Genomic DNA, 16,297 nt, shown 5'->3' with positions numbered 1-16,297 from the left:
ATTGATAATTGATCTTATTTGAATGATAAGTAATAATCTTCTCTCTGAACGCTTTGTTTTTATATGGAGTACAACGTGAATTTCACTAGATATCTTGTCGCTGGCAGTCTATCTCTCGCGATTCACGCGGCGATCTTGTTTGTTGATGACGAATCAAAAGTGTTTGCCATGCCTGCGGGAAATCAATCCACCTCAGTGTCGATTAACTTTGTGGCTCAACCTCAAGCTCAGGTAGTACAAGAGCAAGCAACAAAAACCCCACCTCCAGAAAAGAGAGCCAACAAGCCCAAACCAGCAAAAAAAGAGCCGCAAAAAGTGGTGCAGAAAAAGAGCCTGTCAAAACCGGTAAAAGACAAACCGGCTCCTAAAATACCGACAAAATCAGCACAAGTGCAAACTCCTGTAAAGGAAGCTGTGACATCCTCTGTAGAGAATGAAAATAGCGCTGAATCGACACCGAAAACCGCCGCCGCCCCAAGCAGCAGTGGCGCAACTAATCAACCGAAATTAGTCGATGCGCCGTCTTTTGTTACTCGCCCAGCCCCTCCTGTTTATCCAAGGCTTGCACAAAAACGAGGAATTGAAGGGGTCGCTATGTATGAGGTGTGGTTAGACGAAAACGGCCGCCAAATCAAACAGGTTTTGCTCTCTTCGTCGGGCGCGGCGCTGCTAGATGAATCGGCTCTTAATGCCATCAAACAATGGAAATTCTCTCCTCAAGTGGTGAACGGTGAAAAAATAGCCCACCGAGTGCAAATCCCAGTACGTTTTAAATTGGAAGGATAATGGAACTACTTACTCAACTAGAACAACAACTTGGCCTGATGGCCTGGCCTCTTTTTGCCTGCTCAGCACTTGCGACCATGATCATTACTGAACGGCTTTTCCAAGTACTGCTTAGCCTTGGTGTTGGGAAAGGTGCGATCGGTAGTGCGCTCAACCAAATATCACCGACCCATACAGCGCAAATTGAGACGCTAGCCAGTGAATTTTCCAGCAAGCGCCCATTGCTTTATAAAGGGGTTGCCATGCTACTTGCTCATCACGATTTCTCTAAAGGATTACGTGAAGATGCGGCGGGCATTTGGTTGCAAGAAAAACGTCATCAACTGCATTCTGGACTGCGTATTTTATCTTTGATTGGTGTGATCAGCCCGCTGCTAGGCTTACTTGGCACTGTGTTAGGTTTAATTGAAATGTTCAAAGGGGTGGCGCTCTCTTCTGGCAATATTACGCCAAACGACCTTGCGGATGGCCTAGGCATTGCGATGCGAACCACGGCTGCAGGTTTGCTGATCGCGCTTCCCGCAATTACCGGCGCTCAGCTGCTTGGCGTATGGGCTGACAGAGTGATGGCAAAACTTGAGCACACACTAAATTATGTCAACTTATGGCTCGAAGGTGTTTCTTTACAGCATGATTGCACCACCAAACAAGAGCGTGTAGCTAAGTATGAAGACGTCTCTGACAATGATGTGGTTAATGCATCATGATTAAGACACCGCACTCTCACTCATCCGCATTAATGCCAGATTTAACGCCATTGTTGGATATCATTTTTATTGTCATGGTGTTTTTGCTGCTTACAGCCGCGGTTAAATTTGAGTCATTAGACGTTTCACTGCCAACAACCGACTCACCCACCGTGAGTGAAGTGAACAAGCAGTCAATCACAGTGAATCTTCTGGCGCACGAACCTTACTGGGCTATCGATGGCAAACAGTATATCGATTGGAATAACTTCACATTGGCATTGTTAGAACAAAGCAAAGCGAGTGATCGCCCCATCGTGATTGGCGCAGACAAAACCGCCGAAGTGCAGCAGTTGGTTAAATTGCTGGCGTTCTTGCAAGACAATGGCATCGCTGCCACTCAGTTATTAACCGACCATCCCCAATAGCCTATTCATACGCGCTTTTAAAAACCGTATGATTTTCATGAGTACAACACGATGACACACAAATCTCTTTCTCATTGGCTTGTTGCCATAACGCTCTTCATCTTCTCACCTTGGCTCTGCGCGCAAGAACGGATTATCAGTGCGGGCAGCGCGGTGACCGAAATCCTCGTTGCGTTAGGCGCACAAAATAAACTTGTTGCGGTCGATGTCACTAGTGAAATTCCAAACGATCTTGCTCTCCCAAAGATCGGTTATCATCGCCAATTATCCGCAGAAGGATTATTAGCCTTAGCACCAACACAATTGATTGGTTCTAGTGAAATGGGGCCAGAAAGCACATTGCAACAGCTTAAAGGCGCTGGCGTTAACGTCGAGGTGGTGAATGATGAATCTACACCACAGGGGTTGTTGGCACGCATTGACCAAATTGCGACGCTCGCTGATGCAAAGCCTCAAGCTAAAGCGCTCAAACAGCAAGTTCAAAGCACAATAGCGGCGTTAACCCACCATCAATCTACCCACAAGACTCCGAAAAAAGTGCTATTTCTTCTTATCCACGAAGGAAGAGCAGCCAACGTAGCGGGCAGTGACACCACGCCAAACAGCATTATTGAGTTGGCTGGCGCGGTTAACCCAGCCGCTGAACAAGTGACGTCTTATAAACCACTGTCGATGGAAGCGATAATTGAGATGCAACCGGACGTGATTTTAGTCAGTGGCCGCAGTTATGAAAAACTCGGAGGAGCAGACGCCATTTTGCAATCCATACCGACGTTAGTAGCAACTCCGGCTGGGATAAATAAGCAGATCATCACCATCGATGGCCACGCTCTCGTCGGCGGGTTAGGCCTTAAAAGCTTGGCTGAAGCGCAACGTCTAAACGCATTGCTCTATCCTTAAGGAGCTTATTTTGTTACGTCATCTCTCAAAAAATGTGGTGAATGCAACGCTGTTAGTTTTGGTAATCTTAGTGAGCCTTTATTCTGTCACCGTTGGTCCAATGAATATCAGCTTCAGTGATAGTATAAAAAGCCTTGTGCTGCACTCCAATGACATTGCCGCGCACATCAATTTAGTCATCCACGAGATACGCTTTCCGCGTACCCTGCTCTGCTTGTTGGTTGGAGCAATTTTGGCGCTGTGCGGAACGGTGATGCAAGGCTTGTTTCGTAATCCATTAGCTGAGCCTGGCATTATCGGTGTTTCGGCAGGTTCAGCCCTCGGAGCCGCACTTGCGATTGTGCTATTCGCCAATTTAGCGCTGTTTTCCAACCCGTGGATGAGCGCTGCGGTGGTACCTATTTTTGCCTTTTTAGGCGGTGCATTGACTACCTTGTTGGTTTACCGATTAGGCACCAGTAAATTTGGTACTTCCGTCACCATCATGCTACTCGCAGGCGTCGCCATCAGCGCGCTATCGGGGGCGGGTATTGGCTATTTGAATTATGTTGCAGACGATCAAATGCTACGCGATCTCTCATTGTGGTCAATGGGGTCACTGGCGGGTGCAAACTGGCAAAATATTCTCTTGTGCGCTGTGACCTTACTGCTGCTGCTCGTCTGTTTCTCCCGTCAAGCGATGGCGCTCAACGCATTATTACTTGGCGAGTCTGAAGCGCGTCATCTAGGCATTTCTGTGCAACGACTTAAACGTTCAATGATTTTACTCAGCGCACTCGGCGTTGGAGTGACCGTCAGCGCGGTGGGTATGATTGGTTTTATCGGTTTGGTCATCCCTCATCTAGGCCGGATGCTGGTTGGCCCCGATCACCGTAGTTTGATCCCCATTTCGGCTTTACTTGGTGCACTCTTACTCACTGTCGCCGATATGTTTGCCCGTATAGCAGTGGCACCTGCGGAGCTGCCTGTCGGGATTGTGACTGCGCTGGTGGGTGCACCTTTCTTCCTTTATCTTCTGTTTCAACAAAAAGGCAAAGTATTTTGAGTACAACGGCAGCGATCCAAGCCAATAATATATCGGTTACATTTGGCCATCGAACCATTTTGGATAAGATTGATATTGAGATTTTTTCAGGTCAAGTCACGGCGTTACTTGGCCCCAATGGTGCTGGAAAAAGTACCTTGCTGAAAATACTCAGCGGTGAAATCTCATCAACAGGCAAAATAGCTTACTTCGGTGTTCCGCAAGCACTGTGGCAACCGAATGAGTTAGCAAAGCACTTGGCCATTCTTCCGCAGCAAAGTACGTTGAGCTTTCCTTTTATCGCTCAAGAAGTGGTGGAATTAGGCGCACTGCCATTAAATTTAAGCCATCAACAAGTCAGTGAAGTGGCGCTACACTACATGCAACAAACCGATATCAGCGATAGAGCGAACAATCTCTACCCGGCTTTATCGGGTGGTGAAAAACAACGTTTACATCTGGCGCGGGTATTAACTCAACTTCACCACTCCGGTGACAAAAAAATCCTGATGCTGGATGAACCAACGTCAGCGTTAGATCTGGCTCACCAGCACAATACACTGCGCATTGCACGTTCATTAGCACGCCAAGAGCAATGCGCTGTTGTCGTCGTGCTGCACGATCTCAACCTTGCGGCTCAATATGCAGATCGCATGGTGATGCTGCACAATGGCAAACTGGTTTGCGATGCCCCACCTTGGGAAGCGCTCAATGCAGAAAGAATTGAGCAGGTGTATGGCTACTCGTCACTTGTCGCCGCGCATCCAACCATGGATTTCCCAATGGTCTACCCCATCTAATATTGTCCTTAATAATTGTCCGTATTTGTGGGCGCGTCCCTTCGCTATAATGCGCCCCAATTCTTCATATCGTTTTTTAAAAGGTACCCCATGAGTCAGTACGTCGTCTGTGCACTCTATAAGTTTGTTGAACTCAATCACTACCAAGAGCTGCAAGCACCGCTTCTTGAACTAATGGAGGAAAACCAAATTCGTGGCACGCTATTATTAGCCAGTGAAGGAATTAACGGCACAGTGGCATCAACACGCAAAGGGATAGATGTGCTACTGGCTTGGCTTGATGCTGAACCGAATTTGAAAGGCACGGTTTACAAAGAATCACAAGCCTCAGAGCAGCCATTTAACCGTACCAAAGTGAAGCTAAAAAAAGAGATTGTCACTATGGGCGTTGAAGGCATTGACCCTCGTCACGTTGTGGGCACTTACGTGAAACCAGAAAACTGGAATGCGCTAATTTCAGACCCTGATGTGCTGGTTGTCGATACCCGTAATGATTATGAAATCCAAATTGGCACCTTCAAAAATGCGCTTAACCCACACACTGAAACCTTTCGTGAGTTTCCTGATTATGTGAAGAAGAACCTCGCACCAGAGAAACACAAAAAAGTCGCGATGTTTTGTACTGGTGGGATTCGCTGTGAAAAATCCACGGCTTATTTAAAAGAGCAAGGGTTCGATGAGGTGTACCATCTCGAAGGTGGCATTTTGAAATACTTAGAAGAAGTGCCGCAAGAAGAGAGCTTATGGCAAGGTGACTGCTATGTGTTTGATGGCAGAGTGGCTGTAGGGCACGCTTTAAAAGAGAGTCACTACGATGTATGTAACGCTTGCCGTTTGCCGATTACCGATGAAGACAAACAGAGCGAAGTCTACGAGCAAGGCGTCAGTTGCCCATCCTGCTTCGGTACTCACTCTGCGGAACAACTGGCCCGTTTCCGTGAGCGAGAAAAACAAGTTCAGCTCGCAAAACAGCGTGGCGAAGCACACATTGGCGGCGATACCGCATCACTGATCGAGCAAAAGCGTGCGCAAAAACTAGCACGTAAAGCTGAGCAGCGCGGCTCAAAGCGCTAATATTTACCCCAATGCTTACTTCAAAGGATTCAAATCCTATTGGAATAGAAAAAGGCCGCAGCGTTAAAACTGCGGCCTTTTTTTTTAAAAAAATCACTGAATACCGTATTTCGCTAAAATGGCATCAAATGTTCCGTCAGCTTTAATCGTGGCTAACCCTTTGTTATACGCATCAATATATTTCTGCGCATTAGGGTTCGCTTTGCCTGAGGTAACATGTAAAGGATTTTTAGACAAAGATGCAGTGGTAAACTGAAAATCACTGCTATTTAAGCCCGCCTCTTTCATGGTCGATAACGCAACCAACTTATCTTCAAGGGTAAGATCAATTCGTTTTGCTTGCAGTTTCTTCAAGTTAGTCGTGAGATCATTAGCGTCTGGTTTGTTGAAATTAGTGGCGGATAAAAAGTCATCTCCATAACCATAGCCCCTAACGATGCCAACTTGTTTGCCACTCAAACTATTTAAACCTGAAAATTCGAAAGCATCGCCTGCTCTTTTAATAAAGCTCAGTTCATTTTCTAAATATGAATCACTGTAAAGTAAATAAGCCGTTCTCTCCTGCGTATACCAAGTTGCAGGCAACAGATCAATTCTGCCTTTAGTCACCTCATCTAATGCTCGTGACCAAGGCATGATTTGGAAATTGACGTCATAGCCCTGTGTTTTCATAGCCGCAACAGCGATTTCTACCGATAGTCCCGGCATACTTTTATCCGGTGAAATAAATGGTGGCCATGGATCTTGCGCAGCCGTAATAGTAGCAGCAAAGCTACTCGGTAAGGCCATCATCATACTGAAAATAAAGATCAACAGACGCTTCATACTTTCTTCTCCTTGAAGGTGGAACTTATGTTTTGAACTTACGCATATGAGTTTTAATGTTTGAGCTCAGTTGAAGTACTTCTTTCGTTCTCTGAGCATTATCTTGACCACTACTCGACAGCTCATTAGTGGCCTCTGATGCTTCAACAATCGCTTGACTGACTTCATCAATAGCTTGTTTCTGCTCTTCTGTTGCATGCGAAATCTCGCCATTTCTTTCAGAAATTTCAGAGATAGTATTTTTCACCTGCTCAACAGAATGCTGTGATTCGGAGACTCGTTTAGCGGTGCTTTCCAACAAATTCGAGATGCGGATGATTTCTTGCTCAACCGATTCTGTTGCACTACTTAGCGAGCGAATATTGGTTTGGATCTGTTCGGTGGATTGGCTAGTTTTGGTCGAAAGGTTGCGTACTTCATCAGCCACTACTGCAAAACCACGACCATGATCTCCTGCGCGCGCCGCCTCAATAGCCGCATTCAATGCTAACAAGTTGGTTTGCTCGGAAATGTCATTAATCACCCCGACCACCGTCGATATTTTCCGCCCTTCATCAAGCAGCTTATGCATTTCCGCGTTTACCGAACCCATTTCGGAACGCATGTTTACAATCTCGGCGGCAGAGCGTTCTATTGAGTGGTAAACATTATCGACCAATTGAGAAGCCTCACTTGCTTGCCTTGCGGCGTCATTAGCGGTTTCAGCCACTGTTGCCACCGACTGACTCATCTGTGTGGAAGCGGCAGCGACGGTCGATAAACTGTGTTTTTGTTGATCAATTTGTTGTGCATTTTTCAAGGCAATTTGGCCACTCATTTCCGCGGTATCTTTTAGTTGCACAGACGCCTCAGTCACTTCTATAACGATCTCTCGTAGTGACTCTGTAAAATGGTTAATACTGCGAATAATCTGCGAAAACTCTCTATATTTGGGTTCTGGAATGATGCGACTTAAATCCCCTTCACCGGTTGCAAGATCGGCCACTCGCTCTGTCAAATCGTTGAGCGGGCGAAGGACGGTTTTCGTTAGCGCCAAAATTAGGAATACAATCATTACGCTATCTAAAATCAGCAACTCAATCAGGCTATATTGCAGACTTTGTAACAAGGTTTTTTCTAGCCTATCTGTGTTATAGAAAAGCTCTACCTGACCAACTTCATTTTCCTTTTCATACTCAACAAAGGTGAGCTTTTGTACCGAAGAGAGCATAGATTCGTATTGTTTCCCCTCATTGGACTCTATCTCTTTCACGTCTTGAGAGTCGGGTGATGTACTCAGGAAAAGAAGCGGTGTACCACCCGCATCTTTCACTCTAACCGCTTGTATGTCTGGGTTATTTAACTCTGCTGAAATAGTGAGTTTGGCGGCATGTAAATCAAAATCCCAAATTGCTTTAGGTAAGCTGTAGCTCAAGCGCTCTTTTGCATTCAAGATTGATGTATCTAGGCTATGTTGTAGCTCCGCTTTCTTTGACTGGTAATCAATGTAACTAGAAATGCCCAACACAATGGACACTGCCAGAACAACTTGGGTAACAAAGATCACTTTGACACTTTTCCACATACTTCATTTCGCCTTAATCAATGGTATGAGTTAAGCACTGTGCGTTGACTTCATCGCACCGCATGATAGCCATCTGACTCTTGTGTTTAATGAATAGGACGCAGACCAGAAGAGAGGTCAATATCATCTCTGCTATTGTCTGAACTCATACCGATCATGTTGATCTCACTTATCTTTTACTTAAGGATAGACCAAGAAAGAAAAAGGTTATTATTTTTTGAGCCGAAAGTTTACTTTCGGCTTAATTTAGAATTGAGTAGCGAATGAAGAAGCGCTGACGGGCTGGATAGAAGCGTATTTTGCCGTCACTCGTCCATTGAAAAGTGAAATACCCGTTGCAGCATGATCGGTAAACACTCTTGCACTCATCACTGCTTTTCCGCCGTTGATGAACACTTCTAATGAAGAATTATCCGCGAGAATCTGCAGCTCAACCTGTTCACATTCTAAGACCAATTCACGAATCACATCACCTTGGCGTATCAAAGTATGGGAACGATCAAAGCGTAATACTTTTTGCTGGGCATCCAAACTCACTTCAACGTATTGCTCACCTTTTTCAAACAAACGTAAGCTTGCCCCCCACGGCAAAGTGATACACATTTCAAAACTTTTGGTGTTGAGAATGGTGCATTTATCGCTTAACTCCAAACTTACCGGCTGGTTACATAACTGCTCTAGCTCCTTTATAGGCCTTTGAATAAGTTGACCATTCTCAACACTCAACTCACGCAGTGCCGTAAGTTGATGCAGCCAGCCGTTGTCACAACTAGGATGATTAATTTCGTCAGGCAACCCCATCCATGCACACAAGACGCGCCGCCCGTCTGCCGTTTGCATTGTTTGAGGAGCATAAAAATCAAAGCCGTGATCCAGTGGTTGCAGATGACAAAAGTGAGGATGATCATTTTCATCCCATAAGACTTTTGCAATACGATTTTGATGGACAACTGTGTGGTTCACGTTATCTGAAATAATCCCTTGAGGGCCAAAAACAAAATAACTTTGGCCCGCAATTTCAAACAGATCGGGACATTCCCACATGTAACCTAGCGGTGCGATTTCTTCACCAAATAGACCATCGAAACGCCACTCTTTAAGATCATGTGAATGATAAATAGCGAGCCGACCTTGCAATTGCGTTGTTTGCGCGCCCAATAACATGAGCCATTTGCCTCGGTGGCGCACTATTTTAGGGTCGCGAATGTGTTCCGTGACACCCGTTGGCAAATTACGGATCACTGGGCCACGTTTTTCAAAACGGAGACCATCTTGCGACACGGCTAAACATTGCGTTGTTTGACGCAATCGCTGTTCACCTAACCGAACATTGCCAGTATAGAAGAGCATCAACTCATCGTTGTGACTTAAAGCATGACCAGAAAAAACTCCGTGACTGTCATACCAATCTGATGGAGTCAGTGCAATACCTTGCCATTGCCAGTGAATAAGATCAGTACTCGTCAGTTGTACCCAATATTTATCCTTGTGCTCACACCCATAAGGATACCACTGATAAAAAAGATGATATTTTCCTTGGTGATAAATGAAACCGTTTGGATCATTGAGCAGCCCTTGCGGCGGAGAAATATGCCAAGTAGGACGAAATGGACAATCGTTTGGCGAGGAATAGGCGTACGCATTAAGCCGCAGCTGAGAATCAATCATTCGGCCTAAACTGTTCATCAGTTCATCGGCATATTCATTGATGCTATCTTGTTGAATCAAAAATGAAAGCTGCCATTCACCGAGCACTTCTCGCAAGCGCATATGACTCGGCAAAACATTGACTAAAGCTGGATCTCGCAGCGCAATAACGATTTCGCCTCTTGGTGCGAGTACTCGCTGAATATTGGCCGGGCCGCCAACTAATCTCACCATCTCTTCAAATGACATTTTTTCCACTGGCACTGTTTCTAATGACATGACTTACACTCAACTTATGGGAACGATTGCAAAATATAAAAAAATAAGCCTGCTTGCAAGCATTGGTGAAATATTGCCCTCAATTATGCGGGCTTCCCCTCAGCAAGCACCTTCAGCCTTAGCCGGTTTCACGTTCGATATTTTGGAATGTTAACACGACTTTACTCATCTCCTGCCCACGACCAGCAATACGTTCAAGCAACATCTTGGCTGCATTTTCACCTGCTTTATCAAAGGCATAGTTGAATGTTGATAAGCTTGGGTTACTGACAAATGCGAGCTCATCATTGCCAACTCCTAATACTTTTATTTGCGATCCAACCTGAACTCCAGACTCTTGCAGTGCTTTCACCGCTCCAACCGCAATTCTATCGGTTGCGCAAAAAAGACCATCTAATTGTGGGTATTGCGTGATTAATGTTTTAGCTTGTAAGTAACCAGATTCAATCGAAAAATCACCACGCACATGAAACAACAGGGTTAAATTGTTGATACCCAGTGCTTGCTCTAACCCTTGAGAACGCAAGCAATCCACCGCTACGTCATCGCTCTGAACACCAATAAAACCAATGTGTTGACAACCTTTTGCTATCAACCGTTTACCCGCTTCGAATCCAACGCGAAGATCATCATGAACAATACTCGGGATATCGTGCAGTGAGCCATCTTGCCCAACCAATACCACCGGGACATTAGATTGTTGGATTGCTTTCACTAATGGCATATCAAGGTGTGTGGCGTAAAGTACAATGCCTTCGACCCTCTTTTGATTAAATATTTGAATATATTCCAACTCTTTAGCGTGATCTTGATGAGTATTGGCAAGCAACACGTGTTTGCCCGCTTGTTCAAATATGGCACTTAAACCATCAACACCTTGTGCTGTCGCATGCGAAGAGACTCGCGGAACGATGACTCCAATTAAATTGGTTTTTTGTGATTTGAGATCTTTAGCGACTTGGTTGACCATATAGCCGCATTCGGAAATTGCCTTTAACACTTTGATTTTTGTAGACTCTTTAACACCATACTCATCATTTACAACGCGTGAAACCGTCGATTTAGAAACTCCGGCCAGCTTAGCGACATCGTGCAAACTCGACATACATAACCTTACTCATTCTGTTTTGGGATTGTTTGCAAAACTCAGCGCAGCAAACGATCGAATAGTGTGATTCTAACGCTGTTTGTAGAATTATCGATCTCTCTTTTACCGATCTAATTCACAGAATCAATGGTTGGCTTTTGACTACTTTGAATTATTCATCAAAAATCCATTCTGCAAACGTTCCCAAAAATACTTATTTTAACTTTATCCACCATGCTTATCTTAAAGAGATCAAGTCATCTGGATACCAAACAACAACCGGGGTGGGTTATGAACTATCCAGTCATAGCAAAACAATTATTAGAGCAATTAGGTGGCAGAGAAAATATCCAAGCCCTTGCTCACTGTGCAACACGTTTAAGATTAGCGCTAAAAGATGACACATTGGTTGATGAACAAGCCATTGATTCACTTGAAGGTGTCAAAGGACAATTCAAAGTCGCTGGCCAATATCAAATTATTTTTGGCTCCGGTATCGTTAACCAAGTTTATGCGGAAATGGCCAAGCTGACCGGCCTTGCCGAAATGTCAACCAATGATGTTGCAAGCGCGGGTGCACAAAAGCAGAACCTAGTTCAGCGCGCCGTTAAAGGGTTGTCGGACATTTTTGTCCCTATTATCCCGGCCATCGTCGCTGGCGGTTTATTGATGGGGCTGTTCAATGTACTGACAGCTACTGGGCTTTTTATCGAAGGGCAATCACTGATTGATGCTAATCCGGGCTTGGCTGATCTTGCCAGCATGATCAACACCTTCGCTAACGCCCCTTTTGTTTATCTTCCTGTTTTGTTGGCATTTTCTGCTTCTAAAAAATTCGGCGGCAACCCATTCCTTGGCGCTGCATTAGGTATGTTGATGGTTCACCCAGACCTGCTCAATGGTTGGGGATTTGGCGGCGCGTCCGTCGCAGGCACCATCCCTACTTGGAATATTTTTGGCTTTGAGATCCAGAAAGTCGGCTATCAGGGCTCTGTCTTACCCGTTTTAGTCTCTGCCTTTATTCTTGCAAAAATCGAAAATGGCCTGCGCAAAATTATCCCTTCTGTACTGGATAATTTACTGACGCCTATGCTCTCGATTTTCATTGCAGGCTTTTTAACCTTCACTCTGGTAGGTCCGATTACTCGCGATATCGGCTTTCTATTGGGTGATGGGCTGAACTGGCTATACGATTCTGCTGGCTTCATTGGTGGTGCACTGTTTGGCTTTATCTACGCACCGTTTGTGATTACTGGCATGCACCACAGCTTTATTGCTATCGAAACACAACTATTGGCTGACATCGCCATTACTGGCGGTACGTTTATTTTTCCTATTGCGGCCATGTCAAACGTCGCACAAGGTGCAGCAGCTTTAGCGGTTGGTATGAACACCAAAGATATCAAATTAAAAGGCATTGCGATTCCATCAGGTGTGACCGCCCTTCTGGGCATTACCGAACCCGCAATGTTCGGTGTAAACCTGAAACTTCGCTACCCATTTATTGCTGCGATCATCGGTTCAGCTTGTGCTAGTGCATTCATCACCTTGTTTAATGTGAAAGCACAAGCGTTAGGCGCGGCTGGGCTTCCAGGAGTGATTTCCATTAACCCAGAGAAAATCAGCTACTACATCATTGGCATGCTGATTTCTTTTGTTATTGCCTTTACCTTAACACTTGTTTTGGGTGCCAAAGAGCGCGCAAAGCTTGATAAACAAGCAACAGCGTAACCCCCAAGGCTGTTATGCTCCTAAGCCCGCTCGATGTGAGTGGGCTTATTTCTTCAGCGAATAACACGGATATTGGAAGAAAAAATGAATCGAGTTTGGGTGACAGGCGACACGGTCGTCGACTTAATTCCTGATGGTGAAGCACACTATCTCAAATGTCCGGGCGGTGCTCCGGCGAATGTGGCTGTTGCCATCGCAAGATTGGGGGGTAATAGCGCCTTTTTTGGCCGTGTGGGTAATGACCCTATGGGGCGCTTTATGCAATCCACATTAACCGAAGAGAAAGTGGACACCCGATATTTGCAGTTGGATGATCAACAAAGAACATCAACCGTCGTGGTCGATTTAGACTCGCACGGCGAACGCAGTTTTACCTTTATGGTGAAACCGAGCGCGGATCAATTCATCCAATGTTCAGATATTCCGACCTTTTTAGCGGGCGAATGGCTGCATTGTTGCTCCATTGCACTGGCCAGTGAACCGAGTCGCAGCACTACCATTGAAGCGATTAAACGCATCAAAGCCAACGGGGGATTTGTCAGTTTTGATCCCAATCTACGAGAAGAGGTCTGGCCTAACCCCGAAGAGATGATCCCAGTGGTGATGAGCGTAGTGGCAATGGCAGATGTGGTTAAGTTTTCTGATGACGAACTGATCTTGCTCACGCAGCGCCCTAGCCTTGAGCAGGGATTAATCTCAGTGAAAGAATTGAACATTCCGCTGGTTGTCATTACTCAAGGCGCAAAAGGAGCGCTGGTGATCACAGCAGAGATGCAAACAATGATTACTGGAAAAGCCGTAGAACCTATCGATACAACAGGTGCCGGAGATGCTTTTGTCGGTGGATTACTTTGCCAGTTGTCATTACATAAAGAGTGGTTTACTAAGGGTACTATCATAAACGCAGTGCAATGGGCTAATGGCTGCGGAGCATTAGCCACCACTCAAAAAGGGGCAATGACAGCGCTACCAGATAAGCACATGCTTGCTCAATGGATTGGCTAAAATGATGGCTTGTACTTACAAGGACGTAAGTCGTGTTGAAGTTCAAGCAAACTGCGAAATAAACGGATGATTTTCAGAGGATGTTTGCTACGCTTACTGCATGATTAAGCAAACAACCCTCGGATAAGATGCAGACATTTGTTAAATATGAAAGATGTAAACGGTGGGTATTAAGCTTACTAGCTTTCTTACTACCCATTGTGATTGCTAGTCCAATTATCGCTTGGCAAACACGAGCTGATTTAAATGATCATATGCAGAACATACTACTCAAAGGTACGGATTATATGGATCTGTTGCTTAGAAATGCTTATGTCGCAAATGAACGTGCAGCACCGTACCTAGGCACAAGTTGCTCAGAGGCTATTCCTTATTTACGGGAACTGGTGGCAACAACTCCAGATATACGAACACTTAATCTAGCCAAGAAGGGAACCATTTACTGTAATTCGCTACGCGGTGAAGCCAACGAACACTACCGTATTGATAACTATATAGGTAAAGAATTATATCTAATGTCGGGAAACCGACTTACACCGTTACGACCTGTATTAGCTTTTAAACGCGACTATGAGCAAGGTACTGTCATCACTGGCGTTACCGCCTACTACTTGACTAATATACTTATCTTACTTGATTACTATGGGCACCTCTCTTTCCATGTCGGAGATAATTATCTCGATCAAACAGGGGCTGTGATGACACAACCACTATCACCGACACTGCGAAATACTTCACATCACTATCCCTACTCGCTAGCCGTAAAATTAACTATAAATGACTACTGGCTTTATTTTAAAAACACCAAACAAACCAGCACGATGTTAGTTCTTCTTATGAGTATTGGTTTAGGCGGCTTTGCTTATTGGAAACTCGGCCAAGCTTCGTCAATGCAAGGAGAAGTGAAACGCGCTATTCAATCCAACGAGTTCATTCCGTATGTACAACCGATTGTTGATGGTAGTGGCCAGCTCTGCCATATCGAAGTGCTTGCCCGCTGGCAACATCCTGTTCATGGATTAGTGAGGCCCGATCTTTTTATTCCCTTAGCGGAAGAATCTGGGCTAATCATTCCTATTACGACTCAGTTAATGGCGCAAGTAGAGCATGAACTTTCACTACATCAGTCACAATTTCCAGAGCATTTCAGTATTGGATTTAACATTTCGGCCAAACATTGTGTTGCTTCCAATTTGTTTGATGATTGCAAACATTTCATTGAAACCTTCAACAATCGTAAACATATTTTAACGCTAGAGCTCACTGAGAGAGAGTTGGTTATTGATAGTGATGAAGCAAAAAAGCTCTTCCAGTCATTAGATAAAATAGGTGTGTTGCTGGCAATTGATGATTTTGGTACGGGTCACTCCAGTTTGAACTATTTGCAAGAGTTCAAGTTTGACATTTTAAAAATCGACAGAAGCTTTATTACCATGATCGGTAGTGATGCAATATCTAGCCATATTGTTGAAAACTTAGTCGATTTAGCTAAGCGACTTGGGTTAAAAACCATCGCCGAAGGTGTGGAAACCCAAGGCCAGATTGACTTTTTGAACGAAAGAGAGATTGACTATTTGCAAGGCTATTTCTTTTATAAGCCTATGCCGCTCAGTGAGTTTATCACTTTGCTTAAAACCACCTAGATCAATCTCTGGCATTCCAATACGATGATCACTAGAACTTCAGTGGTTATTTCTTATGGCGAGAGGCCAACTGAGCACGGTAACGAGCTAAATGAAAACGTTTTCGAACTGGCTGATGAGCAGACAGTTGTTTTAATACTTGATTGAGCTGTTTATTATGATGCTGGCTATGCTTCGCCGCTGATTGTTCATCATCTTCAATGAAGAAAGACGCAACACTGGCCGTCAATAAACCAAAAAGTGTAATACCCGTCAACATCAGAAACACGGCAACACCACGCCCAAATGGAGTGATTGGATACATATCACCATACCCTACCGTAGTAATCGTGGTCATTGCCCACCAAATCGCATCAGAAAAATCATTGATTGGGCTATCCGTACCTTTTTCGACCAAATAGACAAAAGCCGCAGAAAGAAGTACTGTCGATAAGCTGGTTAGCCCAATAAAGCTGAGCGTTTTTTGTCTCAGTACCGCCTTTGTTTGACGCCATGCTCTTGGCAAGATCAGTAAAATGCGTAAAAAACGGAGCGGACGTAGGAATGGCATGGCAACAATTAACACATCTGGCCAGTTTTTTACCATGTAACGCACTGGATGTGGGCTGAGTAAGACCTTGACCAATAACTCCGTTGCAAACAATGCCCAAATAATCCAAAGCAGATGCTCCAGAAAATCAAGCTCTTCGGGCTGTAAAGGTGCAATATCTGGTAGTAAAGCGACGATCACATACACTACCGATAGTAGCAGCATCGGAATTTCAGTTTTATGTTCGATCGCAGACAGTAGCTGTAAACGTGTTTTTAATTTCATGATT

At 44.8% G+C, this 16,297-nt stretch carries 15 protein-coding genes; 10 read left to right on the top strand and 5 right to left on the bottom strand.

Annotated features, from left to right (window positions below; translation table 11 throughout):
• Positions 1 to 75 precede the first annotated feature (75 nt).
• From AACU59_RS02910 to trhO, 7 genes are all read left to right on the top strand, one after another.
• Positions 76 to 786 (top strand): energy transducer TonB, encoded by a 711-nt coding sequence (locus tag AACU59_RS02910; protein WP_026028299.1) that lies wholly within the window; start codon positions 76 to 78, stop codon positions 784 to 786.
• Complete coding sequence (locus AACU59_RS02905; RefSeq protein WP_094144470.1) at positions 786 to 1,493, top strand: MotA/TolQ/ExbB proton channel family protein; 708 nt, start codon at positions 786 to 788, stop codon at positions 1,491 to 1,493. Before AACU59_RS02910 ends, AACU59_RS02905 begins: the two co-directional genes overlap by 1 nt.
• Positions 1,490 to 1,900, top strand: a complete 411-nt coding sequence (locus AACU59_RS02900) for an ExbD/TolR family protein (RefSeq protein WP_013856733.1) — start codon at positions 1,490 to 1,492, stop codon at positions 1,898 to 1,900. Before AACU59_RS02905 ends, AACU59_RS02900 begins: the two co-directional genes overlap by 4 nt.
• A gap of 51 nt (positions 1,901 to 1,951) precedes the next feature.
• The gene (locus AACU59_RS02895) at positions 1,952 to 2,800 is read left to right on the top strand and encodes a heme/hemin ABC transporter substrate-binding protein (protein WP_017044793.1); all 849 of its coding nucleotides are present in this window, start codon (positions 1,952 to 1,954) and stop codon (positions 2,798 to 2,800) included.
• 100 nt (positions 2,801 to 2,900) lie between these two features.
• Positions 2,901 to 3,845, top strand: a complete 945-nt coding sequence (locus AACU59_RS02890) for a FecCD family ABC transporter permease (RefSeq protein ID WP_232471681.1) — start codon at positions 2,901 to 2,903, stop codon at positions 3,843 to 3,845.
• Positions 3,842 to 4,624, top strand: coding sequence for a heme ABC transporter ATP-binding protein (locus tag AACU59_RS02885; protein WP_094144471.1), 783 nt, complete (start codon positions 3,842 to 3,844; stop codon positions 4,622 to 4,624). The genes AACU59_RS02890 and AACU59_RS02885 overlap by 4 nt, the downstream gene beginning before the upstream one ends.
• A gap of 90 nt (positions 4,625 to 4,714) precedes the next feature.
• Complete coding sequence (gene trhO / locus AACU59_RS02880; protein WP_026027546.1) at positions 4,715 to 5,698, top strand: oxygen-dependent tRNA uridine(34) hydroxylase TrhO; 984 nt, start codon at positions 4,715 to 4,717, stop codon at positions 5,696 to 5,698.
• A gap of 93 nt (positions 5,699 to 5,791) precedes the next feature.
• On the opposite strand, the gene AACU59_RS02875 is transcribed toward trhO, so the two are convergent.
• The 4 genes from AACU59_RS02875 to AACU59_RS02860 form a co-directional block, all read right to left on the bottom strand.
• A complete protein-coding gene (locus AACU59_RS02875) occupies positions 5,792 to 6,523 on the bottom strand; it encodes a transporter substrate-binding domain-containing protein (protein WP_094144472.1) in 732 nt (243 codons plus the stop codon).
• 25 nt (positions 6,524 to 6,548) lie between these two features.
• Complete coding sequence (locus AACU59_RS02870; protein WP_094144473.1) at positions 6,549 to 8,087, bottom strand: methyl-accepting chemotaxis protein; 1,539 nt, start codon at positions 8,085 to 8,087, stop codon at positions 6,549 to 6,551.
• A gap of 246 nt (positions 8,088 to 8,333) precedes the next feature.
• Positions 8,334 to 10,013 carry a glycoside hydrolase family 32 protein gene (locus AACU59_RS02865; RefSeq protein WP_161437544.1) on the bottom strand — a complete coding sequence of 560 codons (1,680 nt, stop codon included), beginning with the start codon at positions 10,011 to 10,013 and terminating at the stop codon, positions 8,334 to 8,336.
• Between the two features lie 118 nt (positions 10,014 to 10,131).
• Positions 10,132 to 11,118: a LacI family DNA-binding transcriptional regulator gene (locus AACU59_RS02860; RefSeq protein ID WP_010319758.1), complete on the bottom strand. Its 987-nt coding sequence runs from the start codon at positions 11,116 to 11,118 to the stop codon at positions 10,132 to 10,134.
• Between the two features lie 273 nt (positions 11,119 to 11,391).
• On the opposite strand from AACU59_RS02860, the gene AACU59_RS02855 reads away from it, so the two are divergent.
• From AACU59_RS02855 to AACU59_RS02845, 3 genes are all read left to right on the top strand, one after another.
• Positions 11,392 to 12,831, top strand: a complete 1,440-nt coding sequence (locus tag AACU59_RS02855) for a sucrose-specific PTS transporter subunit IIBC (RefSeq protein ID WP_094125142.1) — start codon at positions 11,392 to 11,394, stop codon at positions 12,829 to 12,831.
• 84 nt (positions 12,832 to 12,915) lie between these two features.
• A complete protein-coding gene (locus AACU59_RS02850; protein WP_094145735.1) occupies positions 12,916 to 13,836 on the top strand; it encodes an aminoimidazole riboside kinase in 921 nt (306 codons plus the stop codon).
• A gap of 254 nt (positions 13,837 to 14,090) precedes the next feature.
• Positions 14,091 to 15,479, top strand: a complete 1,389-nt coding sequence (locus AACU59_RS02845; RefSeq protein ID WP_237666561.1) for an EAL domain-containing protein — start codon at positions 14,091 to 14,093, stop codon at positions 15,477 to 15,479.
• 46 nt (positions 15,480 to 15,525) lie between these two features.
• Here the strand turns inward: AACU59_RS02845 and AACU59_RS02840 are convergent, their stop codons facing one another.
• Complete coding sequence (locus AACU59_RS02840; RefSeq protein ID WP_094145737.1) at positions 15,526 to 16,293, bottom strand: potassium channel family protein; 768 nt, start codon at positions 16,291 to 16,293, stop codon at positions 15,526 to 15,528.
• Between the last annotated feature and the right edge of the window lie 4 nt (positions 16,294 to 16,297).

Source organism: Vibrio sp. V23_P3S9T160, assembly GCF_963886625.1.
Taxonomy (GTDB): Bacteria; Pseudomonadota; Gammaproteobacteria; order Enterobacterales; family Vibrionaceae; genus Vibrio; species Vibrio anguillarum.
Note: the sequence above shows the minus strand (reverse complement) of the source record. Positions and strands in the feature narration are given on the sequence as shown.

Coding starts and splice junctions, on each gene's coding strand:
- AACU59_RS02905 (WP_094144470.1), top strand. CDS start 786: ATGGAACTACTTACTCAACTAGAACAACAACTTGGCCTGATGGCCTGG.
- AACU59_RS02900 (WP_013856733.1), top strand. CDS start 1,490: ATGATTAAGACACCGCACTCTCACTCATCCGCATTAATGCCAGATTTA.
- AACU59_RS02895 (WP_017044793.1), top strand. CDS start 1,952: ATGACACACAAATCTCTTTCTCATTGGCTTGTTGCCATAACGCTCTTC.
- AACU59_RS02890 (WP_232471681.1), top strand. CDS start 2,901: ATGAATATCAGCTTCAGTGATAGTATAAAAAGCCTTGTGCTGCACTCC.
- trhO (WP_026027546.1), top strand. CDS start 4,715: ATGAGTCAGTACGTCGTCTGTGCACTCTATAAGTTTGTTGAACTCAAT.
- AACU59_RS02875 (WP_094144472.1), bottom strand. CDS start 6,523: ATGAAGCGTCTGTTGATCTTTATTTTCAGTATGATGATGGCCTTACCG.
- AACU59_RS02870 (WP_094144473.1), bottom strand. CDS start 8,087: ATGTGGAAAAGTGTCAAAGTGATCTTTGTTACCCAAGTTGTTCTGGCA.
- AACU59_RS02865 (WP_161437544.1), bottom strand. CDS start 10,013: ATGTCATTAGAAACAGTGCCAGTGGAAAAAATGTCATTTGAAGAGATG.
- AACU59_RS02860 (WP_010319758.1), bottom strand. CDS start 11,118: ATGTCGAGTTTGCACGATGTCGCTAAGCTGGCCGGAGTTTCTAAATCG.
- AACU59_RS02855 (WP_094125142.1), top strand. CDS start 11,392: ATGAACTATCCAGTCATAGCAAAACAATTATTAGAGCAATTAGGTGGC.
- AACU59_RS02850 (WP_094145735.1), top strand. CDS start 12,916: ATGAATCGAGTTTGGGTGACAGGCGACACGGTCGTCGACTTAATTCCT.
- AACU59_RS02845 (WP_237666561.1), top strand. CDS start 14,091: ATGCAGAACATACTACTCAAAGGTACGGATTATATGGATCTGTTGCTT.
- AACU59_RS02840 (WP_094145737.1), bottom strand. CDS start 16,293: ATGAAATTAAAAACACGTTTACAGCTACTGTCTGCGATCGAACATAAA.